This window comes from Vibrio sp. J383 (assembly GCF_023503985.1).
GTDB classification, from domain to species: Bacteria; Pseudomonadota; Gammaproteobacteria; order Enterobacterales; family Vibrionaceae; genus Vibrio; species Vibrio splendidus.
Map to the genome: position 1 here is coordinate 630,949 of NZ_CP097294.1, position 18,612 is coordinate 649,560.

At 44.3% G+C, this 18,612-nt stretch carries 15 protein-coding genes; 12 read left to right on the plus strand and 3 right to left on the minus strand.

The features are described 5' to 3' along the window. The first annotated feature begins 37 nt into the window (after positions 1-37). From M4S28_RS19365 to M4S28_RS19385, 5 genes are all read left to right on the plus strand, one after another. Positions 38-1,189 (plus strand): anaerobic sulfatase maturase, encoded by a 1,152-nt coding sequence (locus M4S28_RS19365; protein WP_249633561.1) that lies wholly within the window; start codon positions 38-40, stop codon positions 1,187-1,189. Between the two features lie 17 nt (positions 1,190-1,206). Next, the gene (locus M4S28_RS19370) at positions 1,207-2,103 is read left to right on the plus strand and encodes a LysR family transcriptional regulator (RefSeq protein WP_249633562.1); all 897 of its coding nucleotides are present in this window, start codon (positions 1,207-1,209) and stop codon (positions 2,101-2,103) included. Between the two features lie 186 nt (positions 2,104-2,289). After that, positions 2,290-3,828, plus strand: coding sequence for a sulfatase-like hydrolase/transferase (locus M4S28_RS19375; RefSeq protein ID WP_249633563.1), 1,539 nt, complete (start codon positions 2,290-2,292; stop codon positions 3,826-3,828). Between the two features lie 72 nt (positions 3,829-3,900). Beyond that, the gene (locus M4S28_RS19380) at positions 3,901-5,349 is read left to right on the plus strand and encodes a DUF1254 domain-containing protein (protein ID WP_249633564.1); all 1,449 of its coding nucleotides are present in this window, start codon (positions 3,901-3,903) and stop codon (positions 5,347-5,349) included. A 177-nt stretch (positions 5,350-5,526) separates the two neighbouring features. Then, positions 5,527-6,771 (plus strand): NADH:flavin oxidoreductase/NADH oxidase family protein, encoded by a 1,245-nt coding sequence (locus tag M4S28_RS19385; protein WP_249633565.1) that lies wholly within the window; start codon positions 5,527-5,529, stop codon positions 6,769-6,771. A 127-nt stretch (positions 6,772-6,898) separates the two neighbouring features. Here M4S28_RS19385 and M4S28_RS19390 read toward each other — a convergent pair whose 3' ends face one another. Both M4S28_RS19390 and arcC read right to left on the minus strand, forming a co-directional pair. After that, a complete protein-coding gene (locus M4S28_RS19390; protein ID WP_017078521.1) occupies positions 6,899-7,525 on the minus strand; it encodes a TetR/AcrR family transcriptional regulator in 627 nt (208 codons plus the stop codon). Positions 7,526-7,649: 124 nt separating this feature from the next. Continuing rightward, positions 7,650-8,558 (minus strand): carbamate kinase, encoded by a 909-nt coding sequence (gene arcC / locus M4S28_RS19395; RefSeq protein ID WP_004732260.1) that lies wholly within the window; start codon positions 8,556-8,558, stop codon positions 7,650-7,652. Positions 8,559-8,954: 396 nt separating this feature from the next. Here arcC and M4S28_RS19400 point away from each other — a divergent pair, with 396 nt between their 5' ends. The 6 genes from M4S28_RS19400 to M4S28_RS19425 all read left to right on the plus strand — a co-directional run bounded on the left by M4S28_RS19400 (position 8,955) and on the right by M4S28_RS19425 (position 16,430). Then, complete coding sequence (locus M4S28_RS19400) at positions 8,955-10,391, plus strand: APC family permease (protein ID WP_249633566.1); 1,437 nt, start codon at positions 8,955-8,957, stop codon at positions 10,389-10,391. A gap of 16 nt (positions 10,392-10,407) precedes the next feature. Then, a complete protein-coding gene (gene aguA, locus M4S28_RS19405; RefSeq protein WP_249633567.1) occupies positions 10,408-11,499 on the plus strand; it encodes an agmatine deiminase in 1,092 nt (363 codons plus the stop codon). A gap of 126 nt (positions 11,500-11,625) precedes the next feature. Continuing rightward, positions 11,626-12,672 (plus strand): ornithine carbamoyltransferase, encoded by a 1,047-nt coding sequence (gene argF, locus M4S28_RS19410; protein WP_249633568.1) that lies wholly within the window; start codon positions 11,626-11,628, stop codon positions 12,670-12,672. Positions 12,673-12,847: 175 nt separating this feature from the next. Continuing rightward, positions 12,848-14,113, plus strand: coding sequence for a RidA family protein (locus tag M4S28_RS19415; RefSeq protein WP_249633569.1), 1,266 nt, complete (start codon positions 12,848-12,850; stop codon positions 14,111-14,113). Positions 14,114-14,290: 177 nt separating this feature from the next. Further along, positions 14,291-15,274 (plus strand): HAD family hydrolase, encoded by a 984-nt coding sequence (locus M4S28_RS19420; RefSeq protein ID WP_249633570.1) that lies wholly within the window; start codon positions 14,291-14,293, stop codon positions 15,272-15,274. Between the two features lie 241 nt (positions 15,275-15,515). Continuing rightward, positions 15,516-16,430 (plus strand): LysR family transcriptional regulator, encoded by a 915-nt coding sequence (locus M4S28_RS19425; protein WP_249633571.1) that lies wholly within the window; start codon positions 15,516-15,518, stop codon positions 16,428-16,430. Positions 16,431-16,536: 106 nt separating this feature from the next. Here M4S28_RS19425 and M4S28_RS19430 read toward each other — a convergent pair whose 3' ends face one another. Beyond that, positions 16,537-17,577, minus strand: a complete 1,041-nt coding sequence (locus M4S28_RS19430) for a DUF1214 domain-containing protein (protein WP_249633572.1) — start codon at positions 17,575-17,577, stop codon at positions 16,537-16,539. Between the two features lie 667 nt (positions 17,578-18,244). Between M4S28_RS19430 and M4S28_RS19435 the strand changes: the two genes are divergently transcribed. Next, a complete protein-coding gene (locus tag M4S28_RS19435; RefSeq protein WP_004732244.1) occupies positions 18,245-18,481 on the plus strand; it encodes an HP1242/YdcH family protein in 237 nt (78 codons plus the stop codon). The last annotated feature ends 131 nt before the right edge of the window (positions 18,482-18,612 follow it).

The following is an 18,612-nucleotide window of genomic DNA, read 5'->3' on the forward strand; positions in this document are numbered from 1 at the left end:
GCGGTTGATATGTTGACAAAAAAGTACGGGAATCAATATGAACACATCAACTCATCCTTTTAGCTTATTCATTAAAGCAGAAGGAGCTCAGTGCAATCTGGATTGTAGCTACTGCTATTATCTTAATAGACAAGATGGTGAACTAAGGTCTTCGATGTCTCTGGACATGATGGAGCGAATTGTCGGTGCTCATATCGACGCGCAGCCAATGAAAGCTCAGCAAGTGGACTTTATCTGGCATGGCGGGGAGCCCATGTTAAGAGGGCTCGATTTCTATGAAACGGCGATGAAAGCACAGGCAAGCAAAGCCACAAAAAAGCGCGTCGTGAATACCATGCAGACCAATGGCACTATGATTAACGATCGCTGGGCCAGCTTCTTTGCTAAACACAATTTCATGATGGGCATCAGTATCGATGGACCCAACATTCTGAATGACATCGCTCGGATTGATAAAAATGGTCAGTCGTCTTTTGAGCGCACAATGCGTGGAATGTCTTATCTGAAAAAGCATGATGTTGAGTTTAATACGTTAACGGTCGTGAATAATAAAACCTACAAACATGGTAAAACGATTTATCAGTTTTTGGTTGAAAATGGCAGTGGTTATATGCAGTTTCAGCCTTGTATCGATCATGAATTGGATAGGCGAACAGGGCACGACTGGTCGCTAACCGGTGAGCAATGGGGCCAGTTTCTTTGTGATCTGTTTGATGCGTGGAGCGCAAATGATGTCGGTAAAGTGTATATCCAGTTTTTTGAGAATTGCTTAATGGTGTTGATGGGCTACCAAAGTCAAATGTGTCATCACAGTGCGACTTGTGGGCAGCAACTAATGGTTGAGCATGACGGCAATGTTTACAGTTGTGACCATTATGGGTATCAAGATCATCAACTGGGAACAGTGAAGAGTGATAAGCTTGTAAGCATGGCGACCTCACCTGAACAAATTGCGTTTGGCACCAACAAATATCATGAATTAAACAACGTTTGTCGACGTTGTGATTTTGTTGAGCTTTGCCAAGGTGGTTGTCCTAAGAACAGGATAGCAACAACGAAAGATGGCAGTGCGATGAATCATTTATGCCAAGGGTATGAGATGTTTTTTCGTCACGCGTTACCCAAATTATTGCCAATGGTAGAAGCGATGAAAAAAGGGTATTCGCCAGCGTACTTTCCACTTTTCTAAATCACTTGGAGTCGGGCATGACCAAAGATCTAAATTTATTGCGACTTATTTTGGTGCTCAATGAGACTCGCCAAACGGTTACTGCTGCAAAAGCCTTGAACGTGAGTCAGCCGACGATCAGTGTCATGCTTCGTAAACTAAGAGAGCAGTTTGATGATGAATTGTTTGTTAGAGATAAAGCGAGGCTTGAACCTACCCCAAAATGCTTGAAGCTCATCGAAAGCTTGCCTTTGTTACTAGAGCAACTCGACAATCTTTATATACCTAGTGAAGAGTGGGGATTGGAAGATTTAAGAGGAGAGGTTCAAATCATGCTGCCTTCTCCTTTGTTGGTTCCGGTGGGTGTACCATTAATTAAAAAACTGACCAAAGAAGCGCCACAAGTTACGTTTCAATGTTCGCCTTGGTTAGATAACGGTGTGCAGTCTCTAGAGACCAATCGAACGTGTTGGGGAGTAAGCTATCTTCCTATGGATGTGAATAAAACGCTGACTGAGCGTCCGGTTGGCTTTGATAAGTTTATGTTGGTGCTAAGAGCTGATCACCCAGTTCAAGGTAATGCCCTTGAGGACGTGCTGAAGTACCCACTCTGTATCAACATGATCCCTGGTTACATTCAGCCATCTAAGACAGAAATGTTGATCAAAAAGTACGATTTAGATAAGCATATTGCCCTTCGAAGCAACAACATGAACTTGATGTTGGAGATCGTTAAGGACAGCGACTTTATCTATATTACATCGACGAAATGTCGTTATTTGCTTGATCACTCTTATCGCTGTATTGAGTTACCGCCTGAACTGTTGAAAGACACCTATCGTCGAGAATTGGCTCTATTTACTCACCAAGCAAACCGTAATAACCCGTTCACCGATTGGCTTCAAAAAGAAATTACGTCGATCATTCAATCCTAGCTTCACGAAACTCTTTCCTCTAAATAACGCCCCCTTCTAGCAGCCACTATTAAAAATCGTAATAGTGGTTATCAAGCCATTTTTGGCGTCTTTCTTATACCATTTACCTCAACAACGGTTCGCTTGAGACATACATAAATTTCAGTGTGACTTCAGCGATTTACCCATAGTGAATGAGGGTTATAAATGTATAAGTCTTTTGTTAAATCCGCTTTGGCGCTCTCGGTGCTGGCGAGCGTCAATGTACATGCCGCGAGCCAACCCAATGTGGTTGCCATTATGCTTGATGATGTTAGCCCCACTGACCTGTCAGCCTACCACCGTGGCTTGGGTGCGGTGGACACACCGAATATTGACCGAATTGCAGATCGCGGCATGATGGTCAGTGATTACTACGCACAAGGCAGCTCTACTGCAGGTCGCTCTGCTTTTATCACTGGTCAGTATCCATTTCGCACAGGCTTAACGTCTGTTGGTCAGCCGGGCTCTTCACTTGGCCTTCAAAAAGAAGATCCAACCTTAGCCGAAATGCTGAAGGACAAAGGTTATGCGACCGTGCATGTCGGTAAAAGTCACTTAGGAGATAATAATAGCCATCTACCAACGGTACACGGCTTTGATGAATTCTTCGGTTTCCTATACCACCTCAATGTCATGGAGATGCCTGAACAGCCTGAGTTCCCAACAGACCCTAACTTCAGAGGTCGTCCTCGCAATGTCATTCATACCGTCGCTACCGAGAGTGTGGACATGCAAGAAGACCCAAGGTTTGGCGTGGTTGGTAAACAAACCATTGAAGATAAGGGCACTTTGGGTGCTAAGCGTATGCAAACCATTGATGGCGAGTTTTTGGATTTTGCTACGGACTGGCTTGATAAGCATGAAGCAGAGAAAGACGAACAACCCTACTTCATGTGGTACAACCCGACTCGTATGCACCAAAAAACACACGTTCGTCCGGAGTATCGAGGCGCGAGCCAAATCAACACCTACTACGATGGTTTGATCGAACTTGATGATCAGATCGGCGTGTTGCTCGACAAGCTTGAAGATTTAGGCGAAATCGATAACACCATCATTCTCTTCACGTCTGACAATGGCGTAAACCTTGATCATTGGCCTGATTCTGGTTCTGCCTCATTCAGAGGGCAGAAAGGTACGACTTGGGATGGCGGTTTCCGTGTACCAATGTTGGTGAGCTGGCCAGATAAAATCCCTCAGGGTGAATATACCGATGGCTTCATGACTTCTGAAGACTGGGTGCCAACCATTATGGCTGCAGTGGGTGAAGGCGACATTAAGCAAGAGCTGCTTGAAGGAAAAGAGTTAAACGGCGACCGCTATCAAGTTCACTTGGATGGTTATAACCAGCTAGACATGTTGACCAAAGGTGAACCGAGTCAACGTCATGAGTTCTTCTTCTACAACGAGCAAGATTTGAATGCGTTCCGAGTTGATGATTGGAAAGTACATCTAAAAACCAAAACGGAGTGGATTGCGCCTCCTGAAGAGTGGCCACTAGGGATGCTGATCAACATCAAGGCTGATCCTTACGAGCGTAGCCCTGATACTCGCGGTTGGTTCTTATGGATGAAAGAGAAGTCTTGGGTATTACCAAAATTGCACAAAGCAGCCGCGAAATATCAAAAGTCTCTTGAAGCGTTCCCACCAAGACAGAAAGCCGGTGGTATTGGTATGGCAGATAAATCAGTCGTTACTGACTAACGCCAAATACGACTAATACAAGGTGTGCTGTAACAAGCGCACCTTACATATTGCTTTTCGTTAGGACATTAAATGATGAAAAAAAACATACTTGCGGCAGCACTGGCTTGTGCTTTCATGGTTGCACTTCCGTCTACGGTATTAGCGAGCCAATCAGTGGACGCTACGAGCGCAGCTTTAGTAACAAACACAGCTATGGCGATAAAAACGGAGACTTTACCCGTTGAAATGGCGAGCTTAGCATCGCTTAAAAAAGACAATCAGCTATTGGCACAACTTGCCTATGAGTATGCGTACTCGATAGATGAAGCCTACAAATATTTTTACAAAACCGTCATTGAGCAAGACTACCCTTTGAATCGATTCCAAAATATTCGAATACTTGCTGACGACACTTACACTGCGCACCCGACGATTAACAATGACACGTTACACTTGATGGGGTGGATGGACCTAGCAGCAGAGCCGGTCATCATTACGATTCCAGACCATGATGAAAATCGATATTGGCTGTTCCATACCATGAATATGCAGCACTTTACTGACTCTGCTTTTGGCTCTCCGCAACGAGGCACAAAAGGCGGCAGTTTCATGTATGCAGTCGAAGGGTGGGAAGGTGAAGTTCCTGCGAGTGTCGACCAAGTCATTTATGTTGAGCACCCTCTGGTGAAGATGATGGGACGAATCATGGATCTGGGTGGAGAAGACTCCGCAATTGCTCAAAAGCTTATGGACCAATGGAACATCAGAACATTATCTGAATACTTGGGCCAGAAAGGTCCAGATTCCGTTGTTCGCGAGTATCCAGATCCAGAAGACTCTAATTGGGTCGAGCGAACCAATTTCATTTTATCTGAAGGAACGATGAAGGCGCATGACCAAAAGCTGATTGAGCAATTTAAGCAACTTGGTTTAGGTGACTCTGATTTAGGCAAAGCCAGTAATCCATTTACAGCAGAGCAGCTTCGTATGATCGAATCTGGCCAAAAAGAGGGGCTGGAACGAATCATTAATGCGGGCTTTGATGATTCACGTGACGTATTGGGCACTCGCGATGAAATGACTAAGGTTCCAAGCTTTCAGCACGCCTACGGCACCTTAATGGGCCAATGGGGGCTGCCTGCAAAGCACACTATGTATAGCGGTGACTTCTTCGATAGTGAAGGTGGTGCGCTCGACGGTAGTAAGTATGATTACACGGTGACCTTCGATGCGCCACCGTTAGAAGAGGGTGGTTTTTGGTCATACACGGCCTACAGTGGTGAAACCCGATTGATGGAGAAAAACGAGTTAAACCGTCACTCCCGTGGAGACAGAACGTTAACGCCTAATGCTGATGGCAGCTACACCATTTACATGAGTAGCGATGTAAAAGGGCATGAAGATGACCCTAACTTCTTACCCATCCCTAATCATCAATGGTATTCAGTGTTGCGCATGTACACGCCTGGTGAAGAGGTCATAACAGATAAATGGAAATCGACACCGTTCACCAAGGTCAAAAAAGCCACGATTAAGTGATCATTTAAATCGCCTTTTTAAGGTCTTGTTTATCATCGTTCAATGCCAGCTGTTATGCAGCTGGCTTTTTATTATTGAGTGAAACTTGCTTCGAAATAGGCACTAAATGCTCAGAACTGTCGGATAAAATAGGGCATACTGGACGCAATATATAGACCAAAGAAAGTAACCACGCGCATGAATCCGATCTGCCTCAACGACCCTTTTTCTCTTCCTAATGGCCAAGTGATCAAAAATCGCCTGTTCAAATCAGCAATGAGTGAACAGCTAGGTGATAAACACCATAATCCTAAGCAAGGTTTAGTCACGCTTTACCAGCGTTGGGCTCAAGGAGGAATTGGCCTATCCATAACGGGTAACGTGATGGTCGACAGAGGTGCGCTTGGTGAGCCTAAAAACGTGGTGCTGGATGAGCACAGTGATTTAGCCGTATTTCGTGAGTGGGCGAGTGCCGGAACACAGAATGGCTCTCAGATATGGATGCAACTGAATCATCCGGGCAAGCAAATTCCTAAGTTCTTATGCGATAGCCCGGTTGCTCCTTCGGCTATCTCTTTAGAGCGTGGATTAGAAAAAGGCTTTAATACGCCACGAGCTCTGAATGAGACGGAAATAATCGCAATCATTGATAAATTCGCGCTGAGTGCAAAGCTTGCAAAACAAGCGGGTTTTACTGGCGTGCAGATTCACGGTGCTCATGGTTACCTTGTAAGTCAGTTTTTGTCTTCGAGACACAATCAACGCCAAGACAAATGGGGTGGCTCACTCGAAAATAGACTTCGTTTTGTGCTTGAGGTTTATCGCGCGATTCGAAAAGAGGTCGGTGACGATTTCCCTGTCGGAATTAAGCTCAACAGTGCTGATTTCATGAAAGGTGGCTTCACTGAAGAAGAGTCGATGCAGGTTGTACAAACACTGAGTGACAACGGTATCGACCTGATTGAGATCTCCGGCGGCACCTATGAAAGCCCATCAATGATGGGTTCGAAAAGCCAAGCTGAACCAATCAAGGCCAGCACGGTAAAACGTGAAGCGTATTTTATGGATTACATGGTGAAGGCGAGAAAACTCGTCAGCACACCGCTGGTGGTCACGGGTGGTTTTCGAACCGCGCAAGCTATGAATGAAGCATTAAACACCTCGGCGACCGATTTTATTGGTATTGCGCGAACAATGGCGGTTGATCCTGATTTCCCTAACAAGTTAATTGAAAACCCTAGCCACGGCATGCCACTAACGGTGCCAACCACAGGAAAACCCGCATTAGACAAGGTGGCGATGGTCGGGCTGGTTTGGTATGAACATCAGATGTGGCGCATTGCCTCTGGCAAGAACGCCGACCCAAAACTAAGCGCACTCGGTGTGGTGTTAAAAACAATTTTCAGCGCTGGTTGGCACGCTTTCAAAAAGCGCAGAGCGTAAGCAGTCATGGATTGTTAAAGCAGAACTTTGAGGAATTGAAGTTCTGCTTTTTTGTTTGGTCAGCGAGTTTAGCCTGGTCATCGAGCGCAAATAGAAAGGTAAGACGTTATCGGGATTACAGGTTCTCTTAATGCGTATGCATCATGCTAGGCTCTGTTTTTTGACAGATATGAGGAATATACAGCTTAAGGTAAGACTCGGTCAGTCGGATTGCTTCGTTGGCAAGTTCTGGTGTGATGCAGCCATGTTGGCGATAAGATAACGAGTATATTTTATCTGCGACTTGCAATGAGATAGCGAAGACATTGATGGATTGTGGTAACTGAGGAACATCAAAAAACTGTCGATAAATCGTTTCTACTTCTTTACCAAGAATTAAGTCATTCTCGGTGTCTGCATGTCCTAGTTCAGTGAATGTATGACGACCTAGAATTAACTTTTTAGCAATCGGGTTATTGTTGTAATAATTAACATACGCTGTTTCAATCATGCGATTGATGTCAGTCCAATGATTAACATGCTCGTAATCTATACATTTACCGAGCAGAGAGTCGAAATCAGTAAAAACGTCATCTAATAGATTATGAAATAAGTTCTCTATGTTTGGATAGTGGTGATAAACCGTAGATGTTGCCATTCCACACTCTTTGGCAACATCGTACATTGAAATATCAGTAGCTTCACGGCGTTCCATTAGTTGCACAACAGCATCATGAATTCGAATTAACTTTTCTTCGGTTGTTACTTTGCGCATCTAATGATCCTCATTTTTATTTGGAACACAAAAAACATAAAGGGTTTTCAAGAAAAGTTCCAATCGGAATATCGAAACTTAGACTTTATTACCCTTTATTTATATAAAGCATTATAACCCAATATTAAGCATTAATATGTGTCCCCGTTTTTCCTTCTATGATCTCTAATGCACTAGACAGGTCACCAATGTATCCATGCTGTTTTGTTTTTTCTACAAATTGACAACATGCGTCGACCTTCGGCCCCATAGAACCGGCTGGGAAAGTGTACTTTTTCATTTGTTCAACTGACACGTTCTCAAGCTTCTCTTCCTTTGGGGTTCCCCAATCTAAACAAACATGAGAGCCGTCAGTGAGGATCAGTAAATGTTCTGCGCCGATTTCTTCTGCGATAAGAGCCGCTGTCATGTCTTTGTCGATTACCGCTTCAAAACCCACATAAGCGCCATCTTTTTCGACGACTGGAGCGCCACCGCCACCGCCACAAATAATTAGGTGCTCTTTCTCTAGCAAGTCTTTGATGGCTTTTATTTCTAGCACTTCTTTTGGTGAAGGAGATGGCACCACGCGACGCCAGTGTGCGCCATCAGGTTTCACAACCCATTGGTTGGCTTCTGCGAGTTGTTTGGCTTGTTCTTCTGTATAGATAGGGCCAATAAACTTGGCTGGGTCGGCAATTGCAGGATCATTCTCGTCGATAACGATGCGAGTTAGAATCGTGGTCGTAAAGCGGTCTTTAATTGCAGCATTTAGCCCCTGTTGGATAAGGTAACCAATCATTCCTTGAGTCTCGGCACCAAGCACATCAAATGGATAAGGGGGGCAATCTTTATAAGCATTGTTCTGTAATGAGAGTAGGCCGACTTGAGGGCCATTTCCGTGCACAACCACTAAACGGTAGTCTTTGCTGAGTTCAGCCAAAGAGCTGGCGGTTTGCGCGATGCTCTTTTTTTGGTTTTCGCAACTCATTACTTCACCACGCTGTAGTAAAGCATTCCCACCGACAGCAACAACAATAATAGGCTTCGACATGTTTAACTCTCCAAATAATATTTTGCTCAGGGCAAATAAGTTGGTTTGAATTGTATTTAAATATTGTCGGTGTCGTGGGGATAAAAATCACAATTCGATTTGTGCTCAATATTTGATGTTTTTAGTCGCCTATATGTCACAGAAATCCTTAATTACCCCTAGATTAACTAGATATGTGATCTTGGTTTTGAAATAGAAAATGTATTTATTAATCGAATGGTTATTGACCAAAATCAAGTATTCCGGCTTTTAGCATTATAAATCTAATATTTGTTGGGTTTATTTTGTTTTTACCCCGAACTCGTTTATGTAAAACCGATATTCAATTTTCATCCCAGTTCACTTCATCGCTTTGCCGTTTAATTAATCCCGAATTAGAGATTAAGGAGCTAAGAGATGAGTAACGAAACGCAAGGAAAAATGGGGGTTACGGGAATTGCACTCTTTACACTGTGTGCAGTTTTGGTGGTCGACACATTAACCGCGTCAGCCAGTATTGGTGTCAGTGCCATTGGTTGGTGGGTGTTAATGTTGGTCTTCTTTGTCATTCCATATGGCTTAATTACTTCCGAACTGAGTACCACCTATCCAGGTGAAGGTGGGATTTACGATTGGGTAAAACAAGCCTTCAATTTTAAATGGGCAGTCAGAACAACGTGGTTTTACTGGATTAACGTTGGTTTATGGATGCCTGCGGTGTACATCATGTTTGCAGGGATGTTTGCCGAACTCTTCATGCCAGATCTGTCTTTATGGGGACAAATCGCCATTTGTATATTACTGACTTGGCTAACGGTTTTGATTTGTAATGTGTCTGCCGACATCGGTGTGTGGGTCACCAATATTGGCGCAATATTAAAAATTGTTGTGATTAGTACATTGGGTGTGGGCGGCTTTATCTATGCAATGAAAAACGGCGTTGCCAACGAATTTACGTTGCCCGCAATGATGCCTTCATTGGATTCTGCGGTCTCTTTCTTACCCGCGATTGTGTTCAACCTAATGGGTTTTGAACTGGTTGCGACCATGACTAAAGAAATGAAAGACGTTCGTGATATGCCTAAGGCTGTCTTCCTCTCTATCGGTATCACCGCTTTCTTATACATCTTCGGTACGGTAGGCATTTTGATGGCGCTACCTGTCGAAAGCATTGGCTTGGTGTCTGGCCTTATCGACACATTTAGAACACTTTTCGGCACTGGTGTGGTTGGTACAGCGATGGTGTACATCTTCGGTACTTTCGCTTTGTTAACGCTTATCGGCAACATGGTGAGTTGGACAATGGGCGCTAGCCGAGCTGCTGCTGAAGCCGCTCAAGAAGGTGAACTTCCAGCCCCAGTCGCGAAAGTGTCTGAGAAAGGCTCTCCAGTTGGCGCAAACAACATCACAGGCACAGTATCAACGGTCGTCATTCTGTCTTACGCGCTGTTTGCTCAGGGTAATGATGATCTGTTCTGGTCGATATTTGCCTTCTCTAGCTGCATTTTCTTACTTCCTTACCTGTTCATGTTCCCTGCATACCTAAAGCTTCGAGTGGTTGATGGTAAACGCGAACGCCCATTCAAAGTTCCGGGTGGCATGGCGGCTCAATGGATCATGTCGATTGTTTGTTTCTTGGTCGTCTTTCAAGCCGTGATCTTGTTTATTTTCCCTGAGGCTCTTGATTTAACCGTTGCCGATTGGGGATACACAGGACCTGTTTTGATTGGCGTGATTGCCACCATCCTCGCTGGTGAATGGATTCTACTAGGCGCTCTAAAGCGTAAGAAACAGCAAGGTTCAGGCGATGACGACACAGCCGATACGCAAGATAAAAAAGAAGCTCAAGCATAATTTAGGGGACATAACTATGAAAAAACTGATTGAGACTACTCCAAAACATGATGGCTTCAGAATGCCAGGGGAACACGAGCCACACAGCGAAATTTGGATGGCTTGGCCAGAACGTACTGACAATTGGCGCAATGGGGCAAAACCAGCGCAAGCGGTGTTTGCAGACGTTGCTACCAAGATCAGCCATACAACACCAGTCACCATGCTTGCGAGTTCAGACCAATACGATAACGCAGTATCTCGCTTACCAGAGGACATTCGAGTGTTGGAAATCTCGACTGATGACTCTTGGATGCGTGATATAGGTGCGACTTATGTTGTTGATGACAGCGGTGAACGCCGAGGTGTGGATTGGGAATTCAATGCATGGGGCGGATTTGTTGATGGTTTGTATTCACCTTGGAATCGCGACAACCAAGTTGCTCAAAAGATGTGTGAAACCATTCGTGACTCTCGATACCGCGCTCCAATCGTACTAGAAGGCGGCTCAATTCACGTCGATGGCGAAGGCACGCTCTACACAACAGAAGAGTGCTTATTACACGAAAGCCGCAACCCAGATATGAGCAAAGAAGAGCTGACAGAAGTACTTTGTGAACACCTCAATGTTGAGAAAGTGATCTGGCTGCCTCGTGGCTTGTACAACGATGAAACCAATGGCCACGTGGACAACATCCTTCACGTCGTGAAGCCGGGTGAAGTCGTTCTGACGTGGTGCGATGACAAGAATGATCCTCAATATGAGATCAGCAAAGAAGCCTATGACTACATCACCAGTCAAACCGATGCCAAAGGCCGTCAAATCAAGGTACACAAGCTGCCGATGCCAGGCCCTCTTTTCATGACCGAGGAAGAAGCGGCAGGTATCGATATCGCAGACGGAATGGAGCGAGAAGCGGGTGAGCGTTTAGCGGCGTCGTATGCCAATTACTTAATCACCAATAAGCAAATTGTACTGCCATTGCTTGACGGGCGTTACGACAACGACGTTATTTCCATCTTGGAAGGTATCTATCCGGGGTATGAAGTGAACGGTGTTCCTGCTCGAGAAATCTTGCTGGGAGGCGGCAACATTCATTGCATCACTCAGCAGGTACCAAGCATTTAATTTGAAGCAATAACTCGAATAAAGATAAGCAAAAAAGAAACGCATTAAATCCAAAATATGTAACTCAATAAGCACGAGATCTACTCAAAAGAAAACGTGCAAACTAATGATAAATAGGAACTGATTATGAAATTACCTTCTTCTAGCGCAACTGAACTGAACAAAAAAAATCTTGAGCACATGGTGTCTATGAAAGACTTTTCTGTCGAAGAGATGGATAACATGATGGAACTGATGGCTCACCTAAAACAAGCGCGAAAAGACAATGCAATTCCGCCGTTGTTCAAAGGTAAATCGGTTGGCATGATCTTCGAAGCGGGCTCTACTCGTACACGTGTTTCTTTCGAAGTGGCGGCGACATTATTGGGTGGTCATGCACTATTCCTATCACCAAAAGACATTCACTTAGGTGGTAAAGAGTCGATTGATGACACTTCTCGTGTGTTATCGCGTATGTGCGACATCATCATGGCTCGTACCAATAGCCCTGAAACACTCGATGGCCTACTTGAAATGTCGACAGTGCCAGTGATCAACGGCCTCGATACGCGTTTCCATCCAACTCAAATGCTGGCGGATCTCTACACGATAAGAGAGCACATCACTGATGGACGTAAGTTGTCTGATCTCACCTTAGCTTTCATGGGTGACGCGACGGATGTGTGCCGTTCACTGATGCTGACTTGTGCTAAGTACGGGATGGGCTTTAAGCAAATTGGTCCTAAGAAATACCACATGGAGCAAGAATGGATCGACATGGCGCTGAACTTCTGTGAAGAGTCGGGCGGCACGATTGAAATTACGGATGATGTAGAACGCATCAGCGCCTGTGATGTGGTGTACGGCGATAGTTTTTACTGGGTGACTCAAATGGACGAGAAAGAAGAGCGTCTTGCGGCATTCATGCCCAACTACGTTATCACAGAAGAGTTAATGGCGAAGGCTCGTCCGGGCGCAATGCTGCTGCACTGCCTACCTGCTAATGACAAAGAAGAAGTGACTCGCGGCGCACTAGAAAGTGAATACTCAGTGGCGTTCGATGAAGCTGAAAACCGACTCACAGCTCAGATGGCGATTTTGGTGTACTTCACACATAAAGATGCGGTTATCCCAACACAAGAAACCGTTAAGCATCATGAAGAAAAAATCAGCAGCTTCCTAAGTACTCTGTAGAGGTTTATTTGTGGGGGCGTAAGAACCTCCACTGTGTTGCTCGAATTAAGCTGAACCAGTATTCATCACGATTTATTGGTTCGGCTATTTTTGTACCTTTTATTTTGAAATGTCGGTAAACACGCAGCTAATTGGCTATATCTGACATCAATACTCGAATAGGAGATGTATCGACATGAGTGCCGATATTATTAAAGTTTCAAGAAACACTGAAGATGCACCGCTGAGCCCTTTCTCAACACAATCGGTGGCATTCTCACACTACAATAACCTTTCTGCTCAACTACCGATTGACCCTAAAACAGGCAGCTTGATCTCAGGCTCTTTGGAAGATCAAACCAAGCAGTGCTTACTAAACATTCAAGCGATTGTGGAGAGCATTGGACACCGCATGCACGACGTTGTGAGGGTAAATATATACTTGAAGAACATTGCGGATATCGATGCGGTTAACGAAATCTATGCGTCGTTTTTCCAACACTATGTTCCCACATGCACGACGCTAGCGGTAGCTGATTTACCGCTCGCAGGCGCTCACTTACAAATGGATGCGGTGATCTCGAATGGTGAAGGTACTTATCCTCAAGCGGCTTGTGAGTTAGTTAAAATCGCAAGAAATACTCAACACGCACCAGTCAGTTCATTATCGACTCAAACGGTGGCTTTCTCTCACTATAATCACATTTCAGCCCAGTTACCGATTGACCCGCAATCGGGCAGCATCGTCGCTGGTGGAGCAAAGGAGCACGCGATTCAATGCCTCAAAAACATTAAATCGATACTGGAAAATGTTGATGTTCCTCTTGATGACATTGTGAAGGTGAATATTCATGTGGGAAGCCTTGATGACCTTGCAGCAGTCAATGAAGTGTATACCACCTTCTTCCCGGATTCCGCGATTGCAAGAGCTGTCGGTTACATGCCAGCACGCTCGGTGACGGTGGTTGAAGGCCTTGCAATGGGAGCGTTAGTGCAGATGGATGCAACTGTGTCACACGGCGATGGCACTCCGCCACAAGCGGTTGAAGACCGACATGGGATTGTAATTAATGCGACCAATACCAAAGCTGCGCCAATCAGCCCGCTTTCAACGCAAACTGTGGCCTTTTCACACTACAACAATATCTCCGCTCAATTACCGCTGGATCCAAGAATTGGAGCGATTGTTGCGAATGGCGCAAAAGAGCAGGCGATGCAGTGCTTGAATAACATCAAAGAAGTGATTGAGAGCGTTGGTCATGTCATGGATGACATCGTGAAGCTTAATATCCAATTAAGAGATATGGCTGATTTAGATGTGCTCAATGACGTTTGTACGCACTACTTTGAAGGCCCATTGCCTGCGCGCACGGTTATCGGTGTGTCTGATATTCCGATGGGCGCTTTGGTACAAATCGATGCGATTGCTTCCAATGGTGAAGGGACTCCACCGAGTCTTTAAGCTTTTTATCTGGCATTAGAAAACGAGGGTTGGCTGTGAGGCTAACCCTTTTTTTTACGGCAGCCTTAACGACAACATGAGTATTGGTTATAGTGTCCATAAGTGGAAAATCAGAGTAGACCAACTAGGATGAATTGAATTAAACCCTACAATTAATTCAACAACATGGTAGTTGCTATGAAGAAAATGACCCTTTTATCTGTCGCGATCTTATCCAGTATGTCTTTCTTATCTTTTGCTAAAGATTGTGATCCTAACTTGCTGCCTTCTTGGAAGGACAGCGCGAGCAAAACCGCTATTGTCGACTATGTTGTGCAAGCCACCCAAGCTGAGTCTGATACGTTCGTGGCGATTGAAGATCGTATCGCCGTATTCGATAACGACGGTACGCTTTGGTCGGAAAAGCCTTACTACTTCCAATTGGTGTTTGCGTTGGACCGTGTAAAAGAGATGGCGCCAGAGCACCCTGAATGGAAAACGGAAGCACCGTTTAAGTTTGTTCTTGAAGATGATATCGAGAGCGTTCTTGGTAGCGGTGAAGAAGGATTATTGAAAATCATCATGGCGACACATTCTGGTATGACAGTAGAACAATACCAGCAAGACGTTGAGCAATGGTTGACGGTAGCAAAAGATAAACGCTTCAATAAAGCCTACACAGATCTTACTTATCAGCCAATGAAAGAGATGCTGACTTACCTGCAAGAGCATGACTTTAAAACTTACATTGTGTCGGGAGGAGGCGTTGATTTCATGAGAGCGTGGGCTCCAGAAGCTTACAATATTCCTACAGAGCAAATCATCGGTAGCGCGCTTGAATACAACTACAGCTATAACGATGGCAAACCGACAGTAACGAAAGATTCGTCCATTTTGACGATTGATGATAAAGCCGGAAAGGTCACTAATATTCAACATATTATCGGTAAGAAACCTATTCTAGCGGTCGGTAACTCAGACGGTGACCAAGCGATGATGCAGTGGGCAACGAGCCAACCCAACTCAATGGCGATGATTGTTCATCACACCGATGCTGAGCGCGAGTGGCAGTACGATCGTGAATCCCATGTTGGTAAGCTTGATAAAGCACTCGACGAAGCGAACTCTAGAGAAGATTGGACGCTGATAGACATGAAATCCGATTGGTGTGAGGTGTACTAACGCCGACTTTTTCTTTGGTAAAAAAGGCTCGAATTTTTAATTCGAGCCTTTTTTACAACAAGTATTTTCGAAGGAGCAGAGGGTAAGCGGGTTTGTATGAGTCACATACTTAGAAAAGAGTTAAAGATCGTTAAGCGAATCAATCGTCAAATGAGCCATAATGAGAGAGATATTCGCTAAGTTAGCGTTTATCGCCAGACGGCTAAATATCTCCCTGACCAAACTTTAATGACAGGTAACTATGAAACAATTGGATCTCAATTTAATCCGCGTTTTTCTGGTTTTGCTAGAAACCCAAAATACTCGCATTGCTGGCAATAAATTGGCGCTGAGTCAGCCCGCAGTGAGTAAAGCACTAGGGCGATTGAGAGAATACTTTGATGACGAATTGTTTACTCGTGTCCATTCCGGTTTGAAGCCAACCCCACGTGCGTTAGAGCTTGGTGAACGGCTGCCAATGATCATGGAAAGCTTGGACGACGTGATTCTTGAAACCCCAAGCTTTGACCCTGTCGAGTATCAAGGCAACATCACGATTGCGATTAACGGTTTTATTTCGAACTGGCTTGGTGCGCGTTTATGCCTTGGTCTTATTCAAGAAGCGCCCAATGCTCAAGTCAATATTGTTAATTGGGGCTCTCAAACGCTGAAAAAATTGTTGGATGGCGAGATACAAGCAGCTATCAACTTTTCTCCAATCGACACGAATAAGCAGTTTACCCATCAGATTATCGGTGAGGATGACTTTGTCGGGTTGGTTAAAACCGGCCATCCATTAGCTGGTAAAGTGATTTCACAGCAAGAGATAGATGAAGCGGAATACGCGAGTTTGGTGATACCGGGGTGGAATGATATTCAGCCTTATATCGCCAAGCATTTGTCGACAGAGCAGCTTAAAGTCAAAGCAAGAAGCTCGTATTTGCACACGCTATTAGAGGTCATTAAACAAAGTGACATGATTCTACCGTGTTCCAAGCAGCTTGCTCTTTATCTTCATGAAGAGTTCGATTATCTCTCTTTTCCTGATTATGCACCGGAAGAGCTCAAAAAGATCGTGTTGGTGGAATCTCATAACAAGAGAATGCACCCGATGAATCAATGGCTTAAGCGCAAAATTATCACTACCTCCCAAGCCATCATAAAAGAAAAGCAATAAGCCTCTCAAATGAGAGGCTAGGTTATTGTTAGTAGCTGTTATTGTTAGCAGCTGTTATTGCCAGTTAATTAACACTAATTACTCGCAACTCAGTCGTTATTCCCCGCTACTTAGCCGTGACCTGTGGGAAGTTGTGCATCTCACCGGATGCTACCGCTTCATCGCTAGGACGGTATGCACGAACCGCAAAGTTCCAGCCATCATCGTTTACTTCAATCACGTTACTTGCAGCGTCACAGGTTTGCCCTTTTGGCGCAAAGTGAATCGTGTAAGAACCGTCTTTATTGGGTGTTGATGTCGTTGAATCAGCACTGTTGTTGTTCGTCATTAACCAGCCTTGGCTTGAATAGGCCGTAATTGACCAATAACCGCCTTCGTCATAACGTAATGAGGGTGCTTCAAACGTGATGTTTGCACATTCTGTTTTACCTGTGCCCGCTCGTGATGTATACACAGCATGCTCTGCTGGCATACCAGCCCAACCCACCGCAGTACCAATCATAAACTGCTTGTTATTTGATGTTGCTGTGATGTTTGGTGTGAAGGCTTCTTCTGTCTTGATGTCATTAACTAGCTTCTCCCATTTTGCTCGGACGTTATCTCGAGAAGCATCATCCCAATCTGAAGCAGGTTCAAAAGGCTTAGCTGATTTCGCATTAATGACCGCCGCATCTTGCAGTCGATGCGCTTCATCTGCGCCAGCACTTGTTGCAGTTCGCATCAGTATGTAGATGTAGTCTGAACCTGCGATTTCTGAGTCGATGTAAATTTCTTCGCCACCATAAATGGCCATGTGGTTATCATGATTGTTATTGAAGATATGCATGATCTGGTACGCATCGCCTTTCGCCAGTTTGAATGTTGCGCCTTCTGAGACATCGACAACCGCGGTTGAATAGAGCAGGTCGGTGTTAGAGCGGATAATCATTTGGTTCTCTACCGTTACGTTCTCACGATTATGCTCAAAAACATTAACCGGTTGATGCTCTAACTGTTGAGTGAAGTAAAGGTCGCTTTCTGCACGAGCGAAGTTTTCGTCGGTTACTTCAACTGCTGCCATTGTTTGCATTGATGTGATGGTAATCAGTGTTGCTAAAATGGTCTTTTTCATATCGTTTACCTTGAGGTCGTCATTAGGAGATGACACTAATGTATCGGTTTGGCGGTGATTCTAAAAATGAATTGATGTTATTTAGATAATAACTAAAAGGAATTGAAAGGCCGGTTTTTGTGAAGCTTAGAGAGAGTTGTGACTGTTTTTTGTTCGTTTGGTGAAAGTTTTTTGCACGAAGACAGGTCGTTAGTTAATGAAGCGATGCTTTGTTCATTAACTAAGGCTTTATCGGCAGGTAAGGCTTTAGTTAATGACTGAGGTATCCGCGCTTTTAAGCACTATGCTTTAGTCATGACTAAAAGAGGATTAATTATGAAATGGCTTATCTTATCTGTAACGCTATTGTTCGTGGCAGGATGCCAATCGACAGGCTCTGACACGTCTTCACATGATCAAATGAATCGAGTTCATTCTGGTGGTTGTAGCAGCTAATCCTTTTTTGAAAATACTTTTTAGCTGCTGTTATTATCATTTCTGTCACTGTTCTTATAAAGAACTCACTTCTACAAAGCCTTGCGATTACGTGAGGCTTTCTTCTATGTAAAACAACGCATCCCTGCCGATTTATGTTGTAAATTTGTGAATCTGAACTGTCTATATTCTAGGCTGTGTACTGGATCTCATTTGTTATTTGAGTCCCTTGCTAAGGTAAATAATGAATGTGTACTACCAATCACTTTACTCAACTTAAGAGGTTTCTATGCTAGGTGAAAATCACTCTCTTGTTCACGAATTTCCTGAAATGAAAGACAAAATTGCTGAGCTTGCTAAAACTGACGATGGCTTTGCAGCAGATATGAAGACATACGACAACCTTGATAAAGAGATTCGTAAACTAGAGCTGAAAGATTCACCCATTGATGACGGCTCGATGCACCAATTGAAACATGATCGTTCTGAGCTTAAAGATTCACTGCATGCTCGTTTAACGGGCTAGTGAGTTGGTAATTTTGCTGGCTAGCTAAATGGCGAATTACAGACTTAGACAAAAACTCCTTCGGGAGTTTTTTTCGTTTTGGCTCAATCACTTCTTCACAATTCAACTGAGTTAATACGTTGTATTGTTAT

Excerpts from the sequence above, each read along its gene's own strand:
- M4S28_RS19365 (WP_249633561.1), top strand. The coding sequence starts at position 38 with ATGAACACATCAACTCATCCTTTTAGCTTATTCATTAAAGCAGAAGGA.
- M4S28_RS19370 (WP_249633562.1), top strand. The coding sequence starts at position 1,207 with ATGACCAAAGATCTAAATTTATTGCGACTTATTTTGGTGCTCAATGAG.
- M4S28_RS19375 (WP_249633563.1), top strand. The coding sequence starts at position 2,290 with ATGTATAAGTCTTTTGTTAAATCCGCTTTGGCGCTCTCGGTGCTGGCG.
- M4S28_RS19380 (WP_249633564.1), top strand. The coding sequence starts at position 3,901 with ATGATGAAAAAAAACATACTTGCGGCAGCACTGGCTTGTGCTTTCATG.
- M4S28_RS19385 (WP_249633565.1), top strand. The coding sequence starts at position 5,527 with ATGAATCCGATCTGCCTCAACGACCCTTTTTCTCTTCCTAATGGCCAA.
- M4S28_RS19390 (WP_017078521.1), bottom strand. The coding sequence starts at position 7,525 with ATGCGCAAAGTAACAACCGAAGAAAAGTTAATTCGAATTCATGATGCT.
- arcC (WP_004732260.1), bottom strand. The coding sequence starts at position 8,558 with ATGTCGAAGCCTATTATTGTTGTTGCTGTCGGTGGGAATGCTTTACTA.
- M4S28_RS19400 (WP_249633566.1), top strand. The coding sequence starts at position 8,955 with ATGAGTAACGAAACGCAAGGAAAAATGGGGGTTACGGGAATTGCACTC.
- aguA (WP_249633567.1), top strand. The coding sequence starts at position 10,408 with ATGAAAAAACTGATTGAGACTACTCCAAAACATGATGGCTTCAGAATG.
- argF (WP_249633568.1), top strand. The coding sequence starts at position 11,626 with ATGAAATTACCTTCTTCTAGCGCAACTGAACTGAACAAAAAAAATCTT.
- M4S28_RS19415 (WP_249633569.1), top strand. The coding sequence starts at position 12,848 with ATGAGTGCCGATATTATTAAAGTTTCAAGAAACACTGAAGATGCACCG.
- M4S28_RS19420 (WP_249633570.1), top strand. The coding sequence starts at position 14,291 with ATGAAGAAAATGACCCTTTTATCTGTCGCGATCTTATCCAGTATGTCT.
- M4S28_RS19425 (WP_249633571.1), top strand. The coding sequence starts at position 15,516 with ATGAAACAATTGGATCTCAATTTAATCCGCGTTTTTCTGGTTTTGCTA.
- M4S28_RS19435 (WP_004732244.1), top strand. The coding sequence starts at position 18,245 with ATGCTAGGTGAAAATCACTCTCTTGTTCACGAATTTCCTGAAATGAAA.